Origin of the sequence: Actinopolymorpha sp. B9G3 (assembly GCF_040120725.1) — a bacterium.
Taxonomy (GTDB): domain Bacteria; phylum Actinomycetota; class Actinomycetes; order Propionibacteriales; family Actinopolymorphaceae; genus Thermasporomyces.
This window is the reverse complement of record NZ_JBEEAB010000005.1, coordinates 123699-143511: the sequence shown is the minus strand read 5'-3', so window position 1 is coordinate 143511 and position 19813 is coordinate 123699. Positions and strand designations below refer to the sequence as shown.

General features: G+C 70.4%; 16 protein-coding genes and 1 riboswitch. Of the genes, 3 read left to right on the top strand and 13 right to left on the bottom strand.

Annotated elements, in window-relative coordinates; translation table 11 throughout:
- Nucleotides 1-11 precede the first annotated feature (11 nt).
- From ABNF93_RS11270 to ABNF93_RS11250, 5 genes are all read right to left on the bottom strand, one after another.
- Nucleotides 12-1049 (bottom strand): ROK family glucokinase, encoded by a 1038-nt coding sequence (locus tag ABNF93_RS11270; RefSeq protein WP_349327887.1) that lies wholly within the window; start codon nucleotides 1047-1049, stop codon nucleotides 12-14.
- Nucleotides 1049-2002 (bottom strand): ROK family glucokinase, encoded by a 954-nt coding sequence (locus ABNF93_RS11265; protein WP_349327886.1) that lies wholly within the window; start codon nucleotides 2000-2002, stop codon nucleotides 1049-1051. Before ABNF93_RS11265 ends, ABNF93_RS11270 begins: the two co-directional genes overlap by 1 nt.
- Nucleotides 2003-2174: 172 nt before the next feature.
- Nucleotides 2175-2612, bottom strand: coding sequence for an SRPBCC family protein (locus tag ABNF93_RS11260; RefSeq protein ID WP_349327885.1), 438 nt, complete (start codon nucleotides 2610-2612; stop codon nucleotides 2175-2177).
- Between the two features lie 85 nt (nucleotides 2613-2697).
- Nucleotides 2698-4311 (bottom strand): ATP-binding cassette domain-containing protein, encoded by a 1614-nt coding sequence (locus tag ABNF93_RS11255; RefSeq protein WP_349327884.1) that lies wholly within the window; start codon nucleotides 4309-4311, stop codon nucleotides 2698-2700.
- Nucleotides 4312-4377: 66 nt separating this feature from the next.
- Nucleotides 4378-5361 (bottom strand): DUF3500 domain-containing protein, encoded by a 984-nt coding sequence (locus ABNF93_RS11250; RefSeq protein WP_349327883.1) that lies wholly within the window; start codon nucleotides 5359-5361, stop codon nucleotides 4378-4380.
- A 321-nt stretch (nucleotides 5362-5682) separates the two neighbouring features.
- Between ABNF93_RS11250 and ABNF93_RS11245 the strand changes: the two genes are divergently transcribed.
- The 3 genes from ABNF93_RS11245 to ABNF93_RS11235 all read left to right on the top strand — a co-directional run bounded on the left by ABNF93_RS11245 (nucleotide 5683) and on the right by ABNF93_RS11235 (nucleotide 10878).
- The gene (locus ABNF93_RS11245; protein ID WP_349327882.1) at nucleotides 5683-6378 is read left to right on the top strand and encodes a UdgX family uracil-DNA binding protein; all 696 of its coding nucleotides are present in this window, start codon (nucleotides 5683-5685) and stop codon (nucleotides 6376-6378) included.
- Between the two features lie 266 nt (nucleotides 6379-6644).
- Entirely contained in the window at nucleotides 6645-9254 is a 2610-nt protein-coding gene (locus ABNF93_RS11240) for a DEAD/DEAH box helicase (protein ID WP_349327881.1), read from the top strand.
- Between the two features lie 40 nt (nucleotides 9255-9294).
- Nucleotides 9295-10878, top strand: coding sequence for a serine hydrolase domain-containing protein (locus ABNF93_RS11235; RefSeq protein WP_349327880.1), 1584 nt, complete (start codon nucleotides 9295-9297; stop codon nucleotides 10876-10878).
- 42 nt (nucleotides 10879-10920) lie between these two features.
- On the opposite strand, the gene ABNF93_RS11230 is transcribed toward ABNF93_RS11235, so the two are convergent.
- From ABNF93_RS11230 to ABNF93_RS11195, 8 genes are all read right to left on the bottom strand, one after another.
- The gene (locus tag ABNF93_RS11230; RefSeq protein ID WP_349327879.1) at nucleotides 10921-11232 is read right to left on the bottom strand and encodes a ubiquitin-like small modifier protein 1; all 312 of its coding nucleotides are present in this window, start codon (nucleotides 11230-11232) and stop codon (nucleotides 10921-10923) included.
- Between the two features lie 33 nt (nucleotides 11233-11265).
- Nucleotides 11266-12354 carry a WD40/YVTN/BNR-like repeat-containing protein gene (locus ABNF93_RS11225; protein ID WP_349327878.1) on the bottom strand — a complete coding sequence of 363 codons (1089 nt, stop codon included), beginning with the start codon at nucleotides 12352-12354 and terminating at the stop codon, nucleotides 11266-11268.
- Nucleotides 12355-12565: 211 nt separating this feature from the next.
- Complete coding sequence (locus ABNF93_RS11220; RefSeq protein WP_349327877.1) at nucleotides 12566-13903, bottom strand: phosphotransferase family protein; 1338 nt, start codon at nucleotides 13901-13903, stop codon at nucleotides 12566-12568.
- Nucleotides 13904-13945: 42 nt separating this feature from the next.
- Nucleotides 13946-15088, bottom strand: coding sequence for a glycosyltransferase family 4 protein (locus tag ABNF93_RS11215; RefSeq protein WP_349327876.1), 1143 nt, complete (start codon nucleotides 15086-15088; stop codon nucleotides 13946-13948).
- Between the two features lie 24 nt (nucleotides 15089-15112).
- Nucleotides 15113-16369, bottom strand: a complete 1257-nt coding sequence (locus tag ABNF93_RS11210; protein ID WP_349327875.1) for a M48 family metallopeptidase — start codon at nucleotides 16367-16369, stop codon at nucleotides 15113-15115.
- A gap of 183 nt (nucleotides 16370-16552) precedes the next feature.
- Nucleotides 16553-17953, bottom strand: coding sequence for a gluzincin family metallopeptidase (locus ABNF93_RS11205; protein ID WP_349327874.1), 1401 nt, complete (start codon nucleotides 17951-17953; stop codon nucleotides 16553-16555).
- Between the two features lie 93 nt (nucleotides 17954-18046).
- The gene (locus ABNF93_RS11200; RefSeq protein ID WP_349327873.1) at nucleotides 18047-19078 is read right to left on the bottom strand and encodes a C40 family peptidase; all 1032 of its coding nucleotides are present in this window, start codon (nucleotides 19076-19078) and stop codon (nucleotides 18047-18049) included.
- A gap of 13 nt (nucleotides 19079-19091) precedes the next feature.
- Nucleotides 19092-19266, bottom strand: a riboswitch (cyclic di-AMP (ydaO/yuaA leader).
- Between the two features lie 185 nt (nucleotides 19267-19451).
- Entirely contained in the window at nucleotides 19452-19724 is a 273-nt protein-coding gene (locus tag ABNF93_RS11195; RefSeq protein WP_349327872.1) for a hypothetical protein, read from the bottom strand.
- Between the last annotated feature and the right edge of the window lie 89 nt (nucleotides 19725-19813).

Sequence of the window (19813 nt, the reverse complement as noted above, 5' to 3'; positions counted from 1 at the left end):
CGGGAAACCCGCTACAGGTCGGAGAGGCGGTCGACGCGGGCGCGGAGGCGTTCGTGGGCCGGTCGGCGGGTGCGGCGGCGGCGGAACAACCGGATGTTCTCCCGGGCCAGGTCAGCCGCACCGACCATCCCGGCGTCGTTGCCCAGAGCGGCCCGCAGGATCTGCGCCTCCGGACGGAAACCACGCCCGGTCAGCGTCCGACGGAACGTGTCCCGCGCCGGACCGAGGAACAACTCGCCTGCCTGCGACACTCCCCCGCCGACGACGAACGTGCCCGGGTCGAAGGCAGCCGCGATGTTGGCCAGACCGACTCCCAGCCAGCGGCCGACCTCCTCGAACAGCTCCACCGCCACCGGGTCGCCGTCCTTGGCCGCCTCGGTGATCGACGGCCCGGTGATCCGGCCTGGATCACCACCCACCCGGTCCAGCAGGTTCTGCGCCACCGGCGACCCGGACGCCGCCAGCTCACGCGCCTCGCGCACGAGGGAGTTGCCACTGGCGTACTGCTCCCAGCAGCCGCGGTTGCCGCACTCGCACCGATGACCACCGGGGACGACGGTCATGTGGCCGAACTCCCCCGCGACGCCGTACTTCCCGCGCAGCATCACGCCATCGGTGATCACGGCGCCGCCGATCCCGGTGCCGAGCGTCACACAGACCAGGTGGCTCTCGCCCTGGCCGGCCCCGAAGCGCCATTCCGCCCACGCGGCGGCGTTGGCGTCGTTCTCGATGACCACCGGCAGCCGGATCCGTCGGCGGACGGCATCTCGCAGCGGCTCGTGCCGCCAGGCGAGGTGGGGTGAGAACAGCACGGACGAGCCGGTGACGTCGATCCAGCCAGCTGCACCGATGCCGACGGCGGTCACCTCGTGCCTGTCGCGGAGCTCGGCCACGACGGTCGCGATGGTGTCCTCGGTCGCTCTCGGGCTGGTCGAGGGCGTGTCTCGACGAAGACGTTCGAGGACGTTCCCCTCAGGATCGACCACCCCCGCGGCGACCTTCGTACCCCCGATGTCGACCCCGATCGTGAGCGCGTGGATGAACGCCATCAGCGCCGCCGCGCCAGGTCGGCGGCACCGATGATGCCCGCTTCGTTGCCGAGCGTCGCCAGCCGGATCTCGAGGACGGGACGATGGCCCCGCGCGGTGAGCTGGCGTCCGAACGACTGGCGCGCGGGTTCCAGCAGCAGGTCACCGGCCTCGGAGACGCCACCGCCCACCACGACGGCCGCCGGGTCGAGCACCGCGGCCAGGGAAGCGATCCCTTCGCCGAGCCAGCGGCCGAGGTCCTCGAGAAGCTCACGGGCCGCCACATCGCCCTCGGCCGCGGCAGTGCTCACCATCGGTCCCTCGATCCGGTCCGCCTGACCGTCGGCAAGCTCGAGGAGGCGGGCGGCCTGCGGTGGGCTCGAACGGGCGAACTCGCGTGCCTCCCGCACCAGAGCACTGCCGCTTGCGTACTGCTCCCAGCAGCCTTTGTTGCCGCAACCGCAGAGGTACCCGCCGGGGACGACCCGAAGGTGGCCGACCTCGCCACCGACGCCGAAGGCGCCCCGGTAGAGCTCACCGGACAGGACCAACCCGCCGCCGAGCCCGGTGCCGATCGTCAACAGGATCATGTCGTCGACGTCGCGGCCCGCGCCGAACTGGAACTCCGCCCAGGCCGCCGCGTTGGCATCGTTCTCCACCACGACCGGAAGCGACGTGCGCTTCTCGACCGCCTCCTTGAGCGGCTCGTCGCGCAGCGCGAGGTTGGGGGCGAACAGGACCGTCGAGCGGCTCGCGTCGACGAAGCCGGCCGCGCCGACCCCGATCGCCTCGGCGTCGTGGTCCGCCCGGAGCTCGGCAACAACGTCCACGATCGCGGCGACGATCTCCTGCGGGCTCGTTGCCGGGGTCTCCTTCCGGGCCTCGGCGACAATGGCGCCAGCCTCGTCGACCAGGCCGGCAGCGATCTTGGTGCCACCCACGTCGACACCGATGGTCAGCCGCGACTCACCCACGACGCCCTGCCCTTCTCACGCGTCAATGTCCCGAACCGACCGTCTCGGCGGCATCCGGGATTCGGGCTTCCACCTGCTGACCAACCGGTCGGCCGGCCATTCCATTGCCCCGGCCGAGGCTACCCAATCCGGTGCAACGCACCGTGCGGCGCCCAGCGAACACGCGACGCCGTCAGCCCTGCTCGACCTTCTTCTTCAACTCTTTCAACGCGGTGTCGATGATGACCTTCTCCGCCTTGCGCTTGATCAGACCGATCATCGGGAACGTGACGTCGACCGCGAGCTGGTAGGTGACCTCGGTGTTGCCGCGCCCCTTGTCCCGCAGGGTGTAGGAACCGTCGAGCGATTTCACGACCTTCGCCTCGACGAGCGACCAGCGCACCTCGCGGTCGCCGTCCCACGCGTAGGAGAGGGTGTAGTCGTCCTTGATCGCTCCGGCGTTGAGCACGAAGTGAACCTGGTCGGCGCGGCCATCGGGATGGACCGCACGGACCTCGACCTCCTTCACCGCCGCGGCCCAACTCGGGTAGGCCTCGAAGTCAGCGATGACCGACATGATCTTTGCTGGCTCCGCGACGATCGTGACGCTCGAACTCGTCTGATCTGGCACTGCGCCCTGCCCCTCTACTACCTACCGGTGTGCTGTTGGACGGCGCTTTCCTGCTGGGTTCACCAACTTACCGGAGATCGCGCGGTCAGCGGTCCCACACCGGCTCAGGGACCTCGCACACCTGTCCTTCGGCGGAGAAGGTCACAAACCGGTCGAACGAACGGACGAACCAACGGTCATGCGTCACCGCCACCACCGTGCCGTCGAACTCGTCCAGCGCGGCCTCCAGCGCCTCCGCCGACGCGACGTCGAGGTTGTCGGTGGGTTCGTCGAGAACCAGCATCGTGGCCGGATCCCGCCGCGTACCGGCATCGCCGGTCTCGAGCAGCAGGATCTGAAATCTCGCCTGCTGGCCACCGGAGAGAGTTTCGAAACGTTGGTCCCGTGCGCCGGTGAGTTCGTACCGGTGCAGCATCGGCGCCGCCTGGTCGACCTGGAGCGCGCAGTCCTCCCAGAGGATGTCGAGCAACCTTCGCCCGGCGAGGTCGGGTCGCTCGTGCGTCTGTGAGAAGTGCCCGGGCACCACGCGGGCGCCGAGCTTCCACTCTCCTTCGTACGCCACCGTGTCGAGCGTCGGCCAGCCGGCGAGCAGCCGGAGAAAGTGCGACTTGCCGGTCCCGTTCGCGCCGAGCACGGCCAGCCGCTCGCCGTAGAACACCTCCAGGTCGAACGGCTCGGTCAATCCGCGCAGGGCGAGCCCACGACAGGTCACGGCCCGTACGCCGGTACGCCCACCGGCCAGCCGCATCCGGATCTGCTGCTTCCGCGGCGGCTCCGGTGGTGGCCCGGCCGCCTCGAACCGCTCAAGGCGGTTCACCGCCACCCGCGTCTTGTTCGACTTCGCGAGGCGGAGCATGTCGACCAGCGCCTGGAGCTTCGCGCGCTCCTCGTCCCACCGGCGACGGAGTTCCTCGAACCGCGCGTGCCGGTCGAGGCGGGCCTCGTGGTAGGAAGCGAAGCCGCCGCCATGCACCCACGCCGTGTTGCCGTTCGTACCGCCTTCCAACGTCACGATCCGGCCGGCGGTCGCCGCCAGCAGCTCACGGTCGTGGGAGACGTAGAGGATGGTCTTCGGTGACTCGACGATCCGCTGCTCCAGCCAGCGCTTGCCGGGGACGTCGAGGTAGTTGTCGGGCTCGTCGAGGACCAGCACCTGTTCCGGCCCACGCAGCAGGGCCTGCAGGACGAGCTTCTTCTGTTCGCCTCCGGACAGGGTGGTGACGTCGCGATTTCGCAACCGTTCGTACGGCAGTCCGATGGCCTCGGTGCAGCAGGTGTCCCAGACGACCTCGGCGTCGTAGCCGCCAGCGTCGGACCACTCCGCGAGGGCCGTGGCGTAGGCGAGCTGGGTGCGCTCGTCGTCGCGGTCCATCATCGCCAGCTCGGCAGCGTCGAGGGCCGCCGCGGCGGCGCGCACCCGGTCTTGAGCGACCGAGAGCAGCAGGTCGCTGACGGTCGCGGCACCCTTGCCGGTGCCGATGAACTGCGGCATCACACCCAGGCCGCCGCTGCGCGTCACCGTGCCCGACGCCGGTTCGAGCTCTCCGGCGATGATGCGGAGCAGCGTCGTCTTGCCGCAGCCGTTGGCGCCGATCAGCGCGACCTTGGCACCGTCGCCGACGCGGAGGTCGACGTCGGTCAGAAGCGCCCTGCCGTCCGGGAGCTGGTAGCGGATGTCGGCGAGCTCGATGTGCCCCACGCGAGCCCAGTCTGGTGAGACGGCGTGCTCTCGTGCCAGCCAATTACCCGCTGGCGCGCGGAGCGCTCAGCCGTGATGCGCCGCGTAATGGGCCGCGAGCAGGTCCTCGCCCCAGTCTCGGCGCAGGTCCCGCCAGACCGAATGGATGTGGTTGGCGTCGTTCTGGGTGTTGTCGTACTCCACCAGGAACGTCGGGCCGACGACCGCGTAGTAGTGGCCCTCACCGCGCTGCTCCGACCCCGCCCAGCTGAACGTCACCTGCTCGAGCCCGGTGTCGACCGCCTCCAGCCAGGCGGTCTCCCCCAGCTCGGGAGGCACCCGGTCGAAGTAGTGGCGGACGAGCTTGGTGAGGTGCTCCTGTTGGTCGGCATCCATGTCGGAGTACGCAAGTCCGCGGGTGATCACGCTCGGGTCCGCCACCGGATCACGCCGAGTGAGGATGTCGTCCGGCGCCAACTGGTCGACGATCGCGACCGTACGGCGCTCCGCGTCCATAGCACCCAGGACCGCACGGCCGAGGTCCTCCGCGTCGGCGAGGGTACGAAGACCGGCGTGCGGCCCGCTCGGGACCACGGCGGGGTTGGCGCCGAAGAACTGCGGAGTGGCGGCTACGGCGTCACCCACCACCGTGAGGTGCGCGGCCAGATGGTGGCCGTTGACCCGCCACGCCCAGGGTCGCGTGCCGGTCGGATCGCCGAGGACGCGGACCCAGTACGCCACGGGGTTGCGCTGCAGCCACATCGCGTTGTCGACCTCGCGTTCGATGTCACGCAGGATCGACTCGAGGGCCATGATCGCCTGCGCTTCACCGAGCCCGCGCGCGCTGAAACCGGTCTCCAGCAGCGCCAGGGCGAGTTCGCGCTGGCGCTCGGTCATGTCGGCGAGCGCGAGTCCAGGGCGCGGTCCGGGCAGATAGGTCCACGCGCGGTGGTCATCGGTGTCGAACGCCGCCGTCGCCTGCGACCGCTGCTCGGGGTCGAGCGAGGTGAGGAACGCCGATGCCGCCGAGGCCATCCGGTTCGCCGCGCCTCGTTGCTGTGATCCGGGCATGCGCCGCCTCCTGCTGATTCGTGCCGTACTCACGACCTGGCCAGCGTATCCGCGCGCGTTCGCGTGCCTCGCCAGTCGCCGCTGGCGGCTGTCCTCCATCGGCCCTCGGACTCGCCGGCGGAGCGCCAGATACCTGCGCCGGCCGATGCCTTCGGGGTCAGGCCACGGTTCATGATCAAGAGGCAGGAAACCGGGGAAAGCGGTCCCGCAGTTGCCAGTTTGCCGCCTCTTGATCATGAAGGACGGTCCGCCGGGTCCAGCTCCCGCGGTGTGGACGGGTTGCCACGACTGGCCGACTCCTGGCCGGGTAGGTGTGGACGCATGGCTCGTACGCCGAAGCGGACCGCCGCGGAGTTCGTGCCCGCCGACGCCGACCTCGAGGAGCTGAAACGGGCGGCCAGGTCCTGCCAAGGTTGCGACCTCTACAGGGAAGCGACCCAGACCGTCTTCGGCGACGGTGATCCGGACGCCCGCGTGGTGCTGGTGGGTGAGATTCCCGGCGACCAGGAAGACCGGCAGGGACAGCCGTTCGTCGGCCCGGCGGGCCGGGTGCTCGACCGGGCGCTGGAGGATGCCGGCATCGACCGGGACCGTACGTATGTCACGAACGCCGTCAAGCACTTCAAGTTCACCCGAGCGGAGCGCGGTAAGCGCCGGCTGCACAAGACGCCGACACGGACCGAGATCGTCGCGTGCCGGCCGTGGCTCGTCGCGGAGCTCCAGGTGGTCGATCCCGAACTGCTGATCTGTCTGGGAGCGACTGCGTCCAAGGCGGTACTGGGAACGGACTTCAAGGTCACCGTCGACCGCGGCAAGCTCCCGCCCTGGCCGGACCTCTCCGAGCCTGCCGGTCCGTCGGCCGCCCGCGCCGGACGCGCCGGCCGCGGGAGAGGCCCGGAGCCGCGGGTGCTCGCGACGATCCATCCGTCCGCGGCGCTGCGGGCCGAGGACCGCGAGGAGGTCTACGCCGGGCTCGTCGCCGATCTCCGCGTCGCAGCGAGCGCCCTCGGATCGTAGGTCCCGGCACGGGCGCGCGAGGCTCCCGCAATCGCACTTGACGCGCGATCCGGCCGCGGGCAGGCTGACCGAACCAGAACCAGGCCGTCCACATGGACGCACGTACACGCATGCAGGGAGAGGGGGTGCGCCGCGTTGAACCTGCCGAGGATGATCGTGCCCACGCCGCCGCCCCGAGCCTCTCGCTGAGCCTGCTCAGCACCCTCTGACCACACCCGCGCCAAGCTGAGGCGGGCGGCGGCTACTCCAGCTTCGCGGAGGTCCGCTTGTCCCCCCATGTCCGTGCCGCGTTCCTCGACGCGCTCGACGTTCGTCCCGATCCCTTCCAACTCCAGGCCATGGCCGCGCTCGACGACGGGCGTTCGGTGCTCGTCATGGCACCCACCGGCGCGGGTAAGACGTTCGTCGCCGACTATGCGGTGGCCCGCACTCTGGCCGCCGGCACCAGGGCCGTCTACACCACGCCGCTGAAGGCCCTCAGCAACCAGAAGCACCGCGATCTCGCCGCCCGCCTCGGCCCGGACCGGGTTGGCCTCATCACCGGTGACCGGGTCGTCAACCCGGACGCCCCTGCGCTGGTCGTCACGACCGAGGTGTTGCGGGCGATGCTCTACGACCACGCCACTGCGTTGTCGACGTTGGGCGCGGTGATCCTCGACGAGTTCCACTACCTGCAGGACATCGAGCGTGGCGCGGCCTGGGAAGAGATCGTGATCCACACGCCCTCCCACGTCCCGCTGGTGTGCCTGTCGGCGACGATTCCCGACGTCGAGGCGGTGCACGCGTGGCTGGCGCAGGTGCACGGCCCGACCGAACTGGTCGTCGCGGCGCATCGGCCGGTCACGCTCAACCACCTCTACGCTGTGGGCAACCTCCGCCGCGCGGCACCGCTCCTGCTGCCGATGTACGTCGACGGGCGGGTGAACACGACGGCGGAGCTCCTCGACGGCGCCCGCAGGGACACCCGCGGCGAAGGGCTCCGCGTCCGGGACCGGGACCGGCCGGTGCCGCCGGAGCGCGGAGACCTGATCGCGCATCTGCAGGCGAACGACCTGGTGCCGGCCATCTGGTTCGTTCTCTCCCGCGGCGGTTGTGACGAGGCGGTCTCGGGATGCGTCGACGAGGGCGTGCGGCTCACCAGCGAGTCCGAGCGGGTACGGATCCGTTCCCTGGTCGGCGAGGCCCTGGTGCCGCTGTCGGCTGGCGAGCTCCGGGCGATCGGCGCCGGAGGGTGGCAACAGGCGCTCGAGGCGGGCGTCGCCGCCCACCATGGCGGGCTGGCGCCGGTCCAGCGGGAGGTCGTGGAGGCCGCTTTCGCGCAGGGGCTGGTGAAGGTCGCGTTCGCGACCGAGACGCTCGCGTTGGGGGTCAACCTGCCGGCGAGGACCGTCGTGATCGACCGGGTCGTCCGGGCAAGTGGCGAGTTGCTCGCCGCGGGCGAGTTCTCGCAGCTCGCCGGGCGGGCGGGGCGGCGGGGTATCGACGAGACGGGTCACGTCGTGGTGCCGTGGTCGCCGCACGTGCCGTTCCATCGCGTCGCGGCCCTGGCCGGCGGGCATCTCGCGTCGATCCGCTCGGCGTTCCGGGTGACGCCCGCCATGGCCGCCAATCTCGTGCGTACCGGCTCGCCTGCCGAGGCGGTGGCCGCAGTCGAGTCCTCGCTGCGACACCACCGCGCGCTCGACCACGCGGAGGTGCTGCGGTCCGACCTCACGGAGCGCCGCGCCGAACTCGCCGAACTCGACGAACTCGCCGCGCTCGAGCCCTCCGACGAGTCCGAGGTCGACGCCGGTGAGGACTCCGTGACGTCCACGGCAGCGGATCGGCGTGAGGTTCTCGACGCGGACCTGGCCGCCGTCGAGCCGGGCGACGTCGTGGTCGACGGCGGCCGTCCGGCGCACGGCCCGGCAGTCGTCCTCGCGGTGGGGACGAAGCGAGGAACGACCTGCGTGGAGGCCATCAGGGCGAACGGTCGGCGGGTTCAGCTCACCCCGTCCACCCTGCGCGGACGACCAACCGTCGTCGCGCGGGTCGAGCTGCCCGCATGGGAACCGACCCGGCGCGGCCACGCCAAGCGCGCCGCCGATACCCTCGCGCGACTCGACCTACCCTCCGAGGAGTGGGAGCCCGCTCCAGCAGCGACCGGGAAGAGGGCCGCGGCCGCGGACGCGGTGGGGCGGCGCGGTCGCCCGACCCGCCGAACGTCGGGAGCGCGGCGCCGTCGGCTGGTCGAGTCGGTCGGCCAGCTCGAGACCCTCCTGACGGAGAACGCCACAGGTGTACGCAGCGAACTGGACCGCATGGTGCGCCTCCTCGAACGCCGTGGCCACCTTGCCAACTGGACATTGACAGCATCGGGCCAGGCCGTACGTCGGCTGTTCCACCCGTCCGGCTTGCTCCTCGCCGAGTGCCTCGCCGCCGGGATCATGGCCGGGCTCGATCCGCCGTCGCTCGCGTCGGCGACCTCATGGTTCACGGTGCGAAGCCGCCTCGGCGCCCCGCCCTCGACCGGGCTCGCCACGCCCGAACTCGCCCACCGGTGGGCGGCCGTCCGTGACGTGACCCGATCGGTCCAGGCCGACGAGGTGGCCTGCGGGCTGCCGCCGACGCCGCATCCCGAACCCGCTCTCGGCGTACCACTCCACCGGTGGGCCGGGGGCGCCGCGCTCGACGTCGCACTCGCCGGCAGCGGTGTCCCGGTCGGCGATGTCGTCCGCGAGGTACGCCAGGTGGCCGAACTGCTCGATCAGGTGCAGACCGTGCCCGGAGAACACCAGATCGCCGCACAGGAGGCGGCTTCCGCACTCCGCCGGGGCGCGATCATCGCGGCCGACGGCTACTCTGATGGCCGCGTTGTGAGGGGCCCGGCGGCATAGAGACCGACGAACCTCCCACAAGCTGGGGTGGGAGGCACACATGGCCGATGTGACGGCGATCGTCGAAGAGCTGCGTCAGGAGATTCCCGACCTGCTCGTCGAGCACCAGATCCCGGGTCTGGCGATCGGGATCTGCGACGCGTCGAAGCGGTTGTGGTCGGCGGGGTTCGGGACGACGAGGGCCGGCGGTGACCAGCCCGTCAGTACGTCCACGATGTTCAGCGTCCAGTCCACGTCCAAGATGTACACCGCAACGGCGGTCATGGTCGCCGTCCAGGACGGGTTGGTCGACCTCGACGAGCCGATCACGACCTACCTGCCGGAGTTCACCGTCCGGAGTCGCTTCGAGACCGCACCCGAACGCCGGATGACCCTGCGGCACCTGCTCAGTCACACCGCCGGCTTCACCCACGAAGCGCCGGTCGGGTCGAACTTCCTTGCCGGCAAGGCGTCCTTCCCCGCCCACTGCCGCAGCATCAGCGACACCTGGCTCCGTTTTCCGGTTGGTCACCACTACGAATACTCCAACCTGGGCATCGATCTGGCCGGCTACATTCTCCAGCGACGAAGCGGGCTTGCGTTCCACGAGTTCGTACGCCGGAACCTGCTCGTGCCACTCGGACTGCTGCGTACGACCTTCGACCACCGGGTGATCGCCCGCGAGACCGACCGGGCGATCGGCCACTCGGCACGAGTCCGGCGCCTCCCGCTGCGGGTCCCGATGGTCCCGGCCGCAGGGCTGTACGCAAGCGTCGACGACGCCCTGCGCTACGTCCGGTTCCACCTTCGCACCGGCGAGCAGCTCCTCGACCCGGATCTGCTGGGCGAGATGTACCGGATCCCGTTCCCGGCGCCGGGCCAGCGAAGCGGGTACGGGCTCGGCGTCGACTTCGGCACCTGGGATCCCGGGGTCCTCGCCTACAACCACGGAGGTAGCGGATTCGGCTTCCAGTGCATCCTGGCGTGGGTACCGAGCGCCGGCCTCGGGATTGTCGTCCTCACCAACTCACTCGACCAGCGGCTGCCGCTGACGCTCGGCGAACGGGTGATTCGCTCCCTCGTCGACGTTCCGGCGGCGGCCCCGGAGCCGGTGCCACCGGCCGTGGCAGTGACGCCTGACGACCTGGCCCGTTTCGCCGGTGAATACGTCGGGCGAGAAACCATGACGCTCGTCCACGACGGTACGCAGGTGTGGCAGGACGTGGGTGGTGAGAAGAAGCCCCTGCGCGTGGTGGGAAGGGACAGGTGCGTCCAGGAGGACAGCCCCCGTCAGCGTTTCCGGCTCCTCGACGACGGCGAATACGGTTACCTGCAATGCATCGACGACGGCACCACGTACTACCGGAACGACCCGGTGAGCCGTCGACCTCCTGCCGGGCCGGGCCCGGATCCGCAATGGCACGGCGAGTACGCCCTCACGATGAACGGAGTCTCGGTCGCCACCGTCGTACTCCGCGGTGCGGATGGCGCCTCGTTCCTGACGATCGGCGACCTGAGCCGCCGCCTCGACTACCACGCGCCGGGCATCTACCACCTGTGCGACGGCGAGGTGCTTGACCTCACCCGCACTCCCCCGACCCTCGCCAACATCCCACTCCGCCGCACGCACCCGCGCCAGTCGTGATGGTCAGTACTCACCCACCGGCGTCAGTCGTGACGAGCGAACTCAACCGCCGGCGACGGAGGGGACGATGTGGACCTCCGAGCCGTCACGCAGTGGCGTCGCCAGTCCGTCACGTCGCCGAGACTCCTCGCCGTCGACGTAGACGTTGACATAGCGCCGGAGCCCGCCCTGCTCGTCGCGCACCCGGCGTTCGAGCCGAGGATGTCGGTCGGCGAGTGCGGCGAGCAGGTCGCCCAGCGTCGCCGGCTGGTCGACGTCGAGGTTTATCCGGCTCGCGCCGTCGCAGTCGCCGCGCAGCATGCTCGGGACCAGGACCGTCACCCGCTTCTGCGTACTCACTCCCACCTCATTCACGACGCAACCCTGCCCCAGCATGGCAACCAGGCCCTACGCCACCAGGGCCGCGCGGACGCAGAGGACGTCTGGCAGGTGGGAGGCGACCAGCTGCCAGTGTTCGCCCTCGTCGGCGCTGGCATAGACCTCGCCGTTGCGGGACCCGACGTAGACGCCGGCCGGATCCGCGTCGTCGCAGGCCATCGCGTCCCGTAGGACGCTCGCGTAGAAGGCCTCCGCCGGCAGGCCGGCCGAGAGCGGGGTCCAGGACGCACCAGCGTCCTCGCTGCGGAAGACCCGGAAGCGCTCCTCGGTCGGGAACCGTCGCCCGTCCGCGGTCAGGGGGAAGTTGTAGATCACGCCGGACCGCTGCGGGTGGGCCACCATCGGGAAGCCGAAGTCGCTCGGCAGTCCCTCGGCGATCGAGGACCAGGTGGCTCCACCGTCGTCGGAACGGTAGACGCCGTGATGGTTCTGCGCGAACAGCTGCTCAGGCTGGCGCGCGTTCCGCGCGACCTTGTGCACACACTGGCCGTAGTCGGGGTATTCGTTGTCGGGCAGGAAGTAAGCCCGGATTCCGGTGTTGCTCGCGGTCCAGCTCTTGCCACCGTCGTCGGTGCGGTAGACCCCGCCGGCCGACATCGCGATCAGCAGCTGGTCATGGTCGGTGGGGTGCGGCAGGACCGTGTGGATGGCCTTGCCACCGCCACCAGGCTCCCAGGTGGGCCGGTGCGGGTGGTCCCACAGCCCGCGCACCAGTTCGAAGGTGCGCCCACCGTCAGAGGAGCGGAACAGCGCCGACGGCTCCACGCCGGCATAGATGATGTCCGGTTGGTCGGCCGGGCCGGGCGCGAGCTGCCAGACGCGTTCGAGCGCTTCCCCGGTGTCGGTGGGGAACGCGATCGGTGCCTCCTCCGGCTCGTCCCACGTCGCGCCCAGATCGTCACTCCTGGCGACCGTCGGGCCGAAGTGCGGGTTTGTGACGCCCGCCAGGACCCGCGGCCGCTCACGCCGGGTGTCGAGGCCGACCGCGTAGACCGCCGTCATCGAGAAGTGCGGACCGGTCATGTCCCAGCGACGCCGGCCCTCGCTGCGGGCGAGAAACAGGCCCTTGCCGGTGCCGATCGCGAGAAGAACCGTCATGGGTTCACGCTCCCATCCCGCACATCGGTGTGCGGACACGTCCGACGGCCGCGGATCGCGATCGAGCCCACGCCCGACCAGGGACGGCCGGCGCCTCCCGGCGCATCGCTCAGTATGGACGCTCGTACCGACAACGCGCCGGTGACCGGTGGATTCTGTCCCTCAGATCACCCGTACTGGCGCCGCCCCGGCACCCATCGGAGTCGGTCGGCTACGGCGCCGCAGCACCGCCCCTGGCCAGCGCGTCGTCGACGAACCGCTCGATCCGGACCAGGGCCTGCTCCCTCGTGATCTCGGCGCCGGCCTGGTTGACCGTCTCTCCGGCGTACGGCAGCCAGGACATCGTCCCGGCCCCGGCCAGCGCGTCCCACAGGGGCAGGTGTTCGAGCGGCCGACCGCGGGCCTCGGCGTAGTCCGCCGCGAAGAGGTCCGGCAGGTCGCCGCCGATCAGCGCCAGCTCGACGCGGCAGTTGGCGACGTCGGACTCCGCCGGTTCGATCCGGGCCCCGCTCCAATCGACGACACCCACGACGGCATCGCCGTCGAACAGCACGTTGCCGGGATGGAAGTCGCCGTGGCAGAGCACCTCTGGCTGGGCCGGTCCGAGGAGTCGCAGGCGGTCGACCACCCGAGCGACACCGTCGCTCCGCTCGCCACGCCAGCTCTCCGGCAGGCCGGCCAGGTCGAACGAACGCCACGACGGCGGGCGGCGTACGGCGGGCGGCAGCGGCGGCGACAGATCGGTCCGGTGGATGGCGACGAGCGCCCGGGCGAGTGCGGCGACCCACGCTTTCGGATCCACCGGGTCGTAGCACATCGCGCCCCGGAGTGCCGTCATCACCAGCGCGGGCGTACCGAACCAGCGGCCGGCGAGGTCCACCCCCACCGGCGCGGGTGTCGCCACGCCGCACCGCTGGGCGAAACCCAACCGTTCCCACTCGAGCGCGGCCGTGTCGTCGTCGGCAAGGTAGCGCTTCAGGACGAGGTCGCGGCACAGTCCCTGCCTGTCGCTCACCCGCAGCAGGTGGGTCGCGGTGGCGATCCCGCCGTCGAGCCGGGCGACGTCCACCAGGTCGAACGGCCCGGTGTCGTCGTCCGCCTGCTCCGCGAGCAGGTGCGCGATTCCGGACCGCGACGGTTCGGTGGCGCGGTGCGCCACGAGGCGTGCCACCCGGTCGGCCAGTCTGGTACCCGGGTCCCGGTCGGCCTCCATCTCGTCCTTGACCGCGAAAAGGGCCGCTTTCAGCGCCAGGGCATGCGCACGGCGCAGCCGATCCAGCCGCCGCGCGGACAACCTCGACGGCGGATCACCGCGCAGGAAGACGTGCACCAGGGTCCCGTCGCGCCAGGGCTCCAGCCACAGTTCGGCCGTACCGACGACCGCACCCGCGGCATACCACCGCATTCCTTCGGCGTCGCGGTCGTGGTAGCTCGTCAGCGCGATGTCGGGCCAGCACGAACGCCAGAACGCCGGATCCTTCAGCCGGGCCGCGATCGCTCCCGGCGACGCCACGACGTACGAGTCGTCGGCGATGTCGACGAGCGGCACGCGCACCTCCGTCGCTCTCGGCGCCCGTCCGATCAGACGGGCTCAGCCCGCCGCAGGGTAGCCCAGCAGCGTGCGCAGCTTCGCCACCGACACGTCCCACGTCCAGTTCTCGCGTGCCCATACGCGGCCGCGTTCGCCCATCGCCCGCGCCTTCCGGGGGTCGCCGAGCAGTCCCGCCACCTTGGCGGCGACCGCGACCGGGTTGTACGGATCGACGACGTACCCCGTCTCTCCGTGCACCACAGCGTCGGGCGCTCCGCCCGAATCCCCCACGATCACCGGCAGGCCGCTCGCCTGCGCCTCGAGGAAGACGATGCCGAGCGCCTCGGGCTCCAGCCCACCGAGCCGGGTGCGACACGGCATCGCGAAGACGTTCCCCGCGTCGAAGTACGGCGGGATGTCCGTCCACGGCACCGCGCCCGTGAAGACGACGTGCGTGCGTACTCCGGTTTCGTCGGCGAGGCGTTCGAGCGCGGCACGATGCGGACCGTCCCCGACCACCAGGAGCGCGGCGCCGGGCACGTCCCGCAGCACGTGCGGCCATGCGCGGATCAGGGTGTCCTGGCCCTTGCGTTCGGTGAGCCGGGCGACACACACCACCACCGGCTGGTCGGCGGAGAGGCCGAGTCGTTTGCGGACGACCTCGCCACCGGTGCCAGGAGCGAACGTCTCGGTGTCGACACCGGGAGTCAGCCGCACCATCCGCCGCGCGTCCTCCGGCGCCAGGGCGCTCGCGATGGCACCACGCGTGTAGTCCCCGAGATAGGTGAGCGCGTCGGTCGTACGCCCGATCCGCCGCAGTGCCTGCCGGGCTCCAGGCACGCGGGCCCACCAGGTCTCGTGGCCATGGGTGAGCCCGACGATGCGGTGCGCACCGGCCGCACGCAGACCGCCTGCGAGCAGACCCAGCGGTGCCGCCGCTCCGAAGAGCACCCGGTCACAACCCTCGGCGCGCAACACCTCGCGGGTACGCCTCGCTACGGCGGTCGTCGGGAGCAACCTGCGCCCCGGGTCGCGGACCACCGGGAACGGCAGACCCGCGTCGTAGGCGCGGTCTCCCGGCATCGCGGCGGTGTAGACGACCACCTCGGTGGGCGGCATCCGGTGGCACAGCGCGAGGACGAACGCCTCGATGCCGCCCTGCCGGGTCGGGAAGTCGTTGGTCACGACGAGAGTGCGCGCCACGTCCACCGACCCTATCCGGACAGATCACCCGCCAGGCAATCCCTCACCGGCGACCAGGGCGGGAACCGGCGGCGCACCCTGCCTGGCCGCCCACCAGCGCACGAGCGCGATCCGTTCCGGCGGCGTCGGATGGGTGGCGAAGAGGCCGGTGACGAGAGGACTCGGCTGCAGCTCACTGCGGTTGGTGACCGCGAGCCAACGCTGGGTCTCGGCGTATCCGGCCGGGTCCCGGGTGAGGTCGAGGGCATGGAGGTCCGCTGCCGTCTCGATCCGCCGTGACACGAGGTTCTGTACCGGCGCGGCGACCAGCGTCCCCGCCGCCACGAACGCCAGCACCAGCGCCACCACGCGCGGGTCCGTCACCGACGACACCCCCGCACGCCGCCCGATCCGGCGACTGTCCAGAGCCAACGCGAGAGTGATGACCGCGGATCCGACAGCGAGTGCCCCGACGAGCGTCCCACGCAGGACGTCGTGCCGCTTGGCGTGGCCGAGTTCGTGGGCGACGATCCGGCGGACGTGTGCCGGCGGCGCCCCCACGAGCAGCGTGTCGTAGATGACGAGATGCCAGGTACTCCCGAACCCGGAGACGTACGCATTGAGCCGCGTCGTACGCCTTGACGCATCGGCGACGAACACCTCGCTCACCCGCACGCCGTCGCGCTCGGCGAGCTGGAGCAGCGAGGTGCGCAGCGGCCCGTCCGCCATCGGCGTGAAGCGGTTGTAGAGCGGTTCGACGACCGTCGGATAGACGTACGAACCCAGCACAACCGCCGCTGTCGCCACCGCCGCGGCGGGTGCCCACCACCAGCGGGGAAACCAGCGGGCCAGCCCCACGAGAGCGACGAGCAGAACCGCCGTGACCGTACTCGTCACCACGAACCCGACGAGCAGGTCAGCACCCCACGCCCACCAGCTCTGCGTCGACACGCCCGACCGACGCCGTGCCACCTCCAGCCAGACCTCGAACGGCACCACCGCCAGTCGGATCACCAGGGTCACGACCAGGGCACCCAGGACGACCCGCGCGCACCACCCGCGCACCCGCGGGAAGGCGCGCGCACTCAGGCGTGCACCGAGTGAGGTGAAGCCCAGCACCATCGCCGTGACCATGCCGGCCGCGGTGATGAGGTAGCCCGGCAACCGCACGGACCGCGAGAGCCAGCTGCCGATCGCCACCTCGCCCGAGGTGAAGTCCTCCGCCACCACCTCGTGCGGCGAGGACGAGGCCGCGACTACGTCTCCGGACGGCTGCCACGGCGTCGCCAGGGCGATGGCCACCGCGAGACATCCCCACAGCACCACCGCCACAATCAGGGCAGGCCGTCGTGCGATCCCCCCACTGCGCATGCTTCCCCCGTGTCACCGGATCCTCAGACCCGTCCCCCGAAGTCGCCGTTCTCCCTAACCCGCCGTTCCCCCTGCCTCCACGTCGTCCCCGCGACGGTCTGGCCCGCTCGCCGTTCAGCCGCCGACACTCGTGACCTGGACGTGCTCTCGCCAGCCAGCCACGAACCGCTCCTCCGTGGTGTTCAGGACGCTCCGATAGACGCGTTCCTCGTCCGCCTTCGTCGTGATGCCGTCCATCGCCTGGTAGAAGTCCACCAGCTTCTCCTCGCCCCACTGCTGGGCGATGTAGCTGCACGCCGTCCACGCGGCCTCGTACGCCTGGTCGAGCTCGTCCGCCCGCGGGTCGAAGTCGGACGTGCTCGGCAGATCGTCGGGTGCGTCGGACTCGCGCACCTCGGACAGGAACTCCTGCGCGATGACCGCCGTGGACAGTCCGGCCTCGTTGAAGCCCACGTAGTCGGCGAAGCCTTCGGACAACCAGACCGGCATGTGGCTGACCGTCGCCTGCGCCGCGACATGGGTGGTCTCGTGCGTGAGGACGACAAGCCTGCCGAGGGAGCCGATCTTGTCGAACGTGGCGGGGTTGATGACGATGTGCGACGCCTCCGTCGGCGAGGTGCGACCGACGGACGTGGTGACGGCGGCGACCGCGCCCTGGCTCTCCGCGTCGACGCCCACGACGCGTTCCATCTGGACCTGGGTGGAGGGTGCGATCACGACGACGTACTGTGCCCAGTCCTCGCCCCACACCCTGGTCACTCGCGGTACGGCCTCGTCAGCGGTGCGTGCGTAGCGCTCGAGGCGGGTCCTGGACTCGACGCCGATGAGCAGGCTGTGCTCGCCACGGACGACCGTCACCTTGTCGGTCAACCACAGCGGCGTGGGACCCGACGACGACTCGCCCTCGCGGTCACCCGCGACGTAGGTCCGCCCCTGCCGTTCGACGAACACCATGCGAAGCGTCGACGTCCACGGCTCGCGGTCGGCACCGGTGAGGGTGAACGTCGTGTCGACCTCCGAGACCCACGCCCTCGTCCCGAGCGCCCGCCGGCGTTCGGGGGTGAGTGCACCGGGATCCTCCGCGGGACTGCCGAACCGGAAGTTCTTCGCACCCATGCGGACGAGATTGTCGAAGGTACGTGCCGCGACCTTCGCGTAGTCGGGCGAGCGGGGGTCGATCGTGGCGAGATAGGCGGACCTGTCCCTGCTGCGCAAGGCGGCGGACTGCCGGCGGAGCAGGTCCCTGGCGACGTCGTACCTCGCGGCCGCGAGGTTGCCGGCCCGACTGGAAACGGTGGGTACACCGGAGTCGGTGGCCTCCGCGCGGGGTGTCGCCTCGATCGAACGAACGGTCGCTGCCGACGGGATCGCGACGCCGGTGAGGAGAAACCTGCCCGTGACAAAAACAGCCAGCACGAGCAGACCGCCGCAAACCAAAGCGACGAAGTACTGGACGAAGGCCCGTCCAGGGGTCGAGGCCACCCTGCGTGCGTGCCGCGAAGGATCATCAGCCACCCTCGCATCGTACGGAATTGGGCCCCACCCCTTCCGTGGGAATGGGCAGGCACAAGGCCGTGTCGACGGAGTTCGACGTGGTGCGGACCGTCACTAACCTGGCCGGACCGCGCCGGCGTACGGCATTTCGTCCATGTCGCTGTACTTCACGCCATCACTGGGGTTCGACGCGTGCAGAATCATGCCGTCGCCGGCATAGATCGCCACATGGTGCATGTCGCTGTAGTAGATGACGAGATCGCCCGGCTGCAACTCCGAACGGGAAATCTTGGCCGAGACGGCGTATTGCTCCCGGGACGAGTGGGGGAGGGAGACACCGGCCTGTTCCCACGCGACCATCGTCAGCCCGGAGCAGTCCCAGGTGTCGGGGCCGTCGCCACCGAAGACGTAGGTTTCCCCGACCTGCTGACGGGCGTAGGCGAGGGCGGTGGCGCCGCGGGTGCCACCGGGTGGCGGAGGGGGAATCCGGTCGCCACCTCGGGAGGACCGGTCGGCGAGTCGTTCGCGCTCCTCCGCGGCCGCGAGGCGTTCGCGCTCCTCGGCGGTGAGCCGGTCGAGGAGGGACTGTGCCTTGGCTGCCTTGCTGGAGGCGATCTTGCGGCGGGAGTTGGCTGCTTCCTTGGCTTCGCGGAAGCGGGTGAGCTCGGCCTGCCGGGCCGCCTGCCGCTCGGCGAGTCGCTTCTGCTCGGATTGGAGCTGGCGGAGCCGATCGCCCTGCTGGCCGGCGAAGGCCTTCGCGGTGCTCATCTGGGCGAGGAACTCGTCGGGGTCGTCAGCCACGAGAAGTTGCACGGTGGTGTCGAGACCACCCGTGCGGTATTCGGCGGCGGCGAACTGGCCGATGTCGCCGCGAAGTCCGTTGAGTCGCTTCTGCTGGCGGGAGACATCGGCGTTGAGCGCGCGGACCCGACGGTCGATGACCTTCATCTGGTCGCCGAGCGCGTTGGCCTCCTCGGTGACCTTCTCCGCTTCTTCGTACAGCTGTGCGACCTGCTCACGGACCTCGCTGATGCTGGGCGCAGGCTCGGCGTAGCTGGAGCCGGGAACCGTCGCGATGACGGCCGCGGTGGCGGTGCCGAGAGCGAGCAGCGCACGCCCTGAGGGACGCTTGCGGCGATTCGACACGAGAAGCGATGCCCCTTCCTTCCTCAGACGCCTACCGGGTGAGCTGACGGGTTCGGGCCGGGAAGTCGCCCTACGAAGGTCTCAGCTGCTTGGTGTGCGGCCGAGCACTCCGATTCACCCCGGGTACATGGTGGGTCCCCGGTTCCCTGTCAGATACATGCCCAACAGGGACTAAGCGAAGCATCTGCGCCGACCGGGCTGGTCAGCTCAAAGCGGACAGACACTTGGCGCGCGACTTTAGTGATCGGTCCGTGATCTTTCAAATCGCGGCGGCGTGTCGCTGTCAGGATGAGAAAAGACGCGCGGAAGCACGCTGCGTAAGGGCAATCACATTGAGTAACAAGATCAGCATAATGTTGTCACTCACTCACCGTCAGGCGCGACGACGGTCCCGATCACCGGTGACGGCCATGGTGGCGCTCCGCGGCAGTGGTGGCACCAAGCCGGAATCGGCCAGCACCCGCAACGCCGTCCGGTCAGCTTCGTCGAGGTCGACGTCTGCCAGGCCCACGTCGAGACCGGCCAGGCCGGCAACCGACAGCGCACCGTCAGGCAGGCCGGTACCCGTGCGAGGTCGCTCGGTCTCGGTCGGCGGGCCGCCGAGGAGCACGGTGACCACACAGTCGTGGCAGCCTCGACCTCGCATCGTGCAACGGTCACAGTCGATGTCCATCGGTCCTCCGTCATGCCTGGTGAGCGGCCACGCTGACATGGCACGCACGCGATGACACCGAC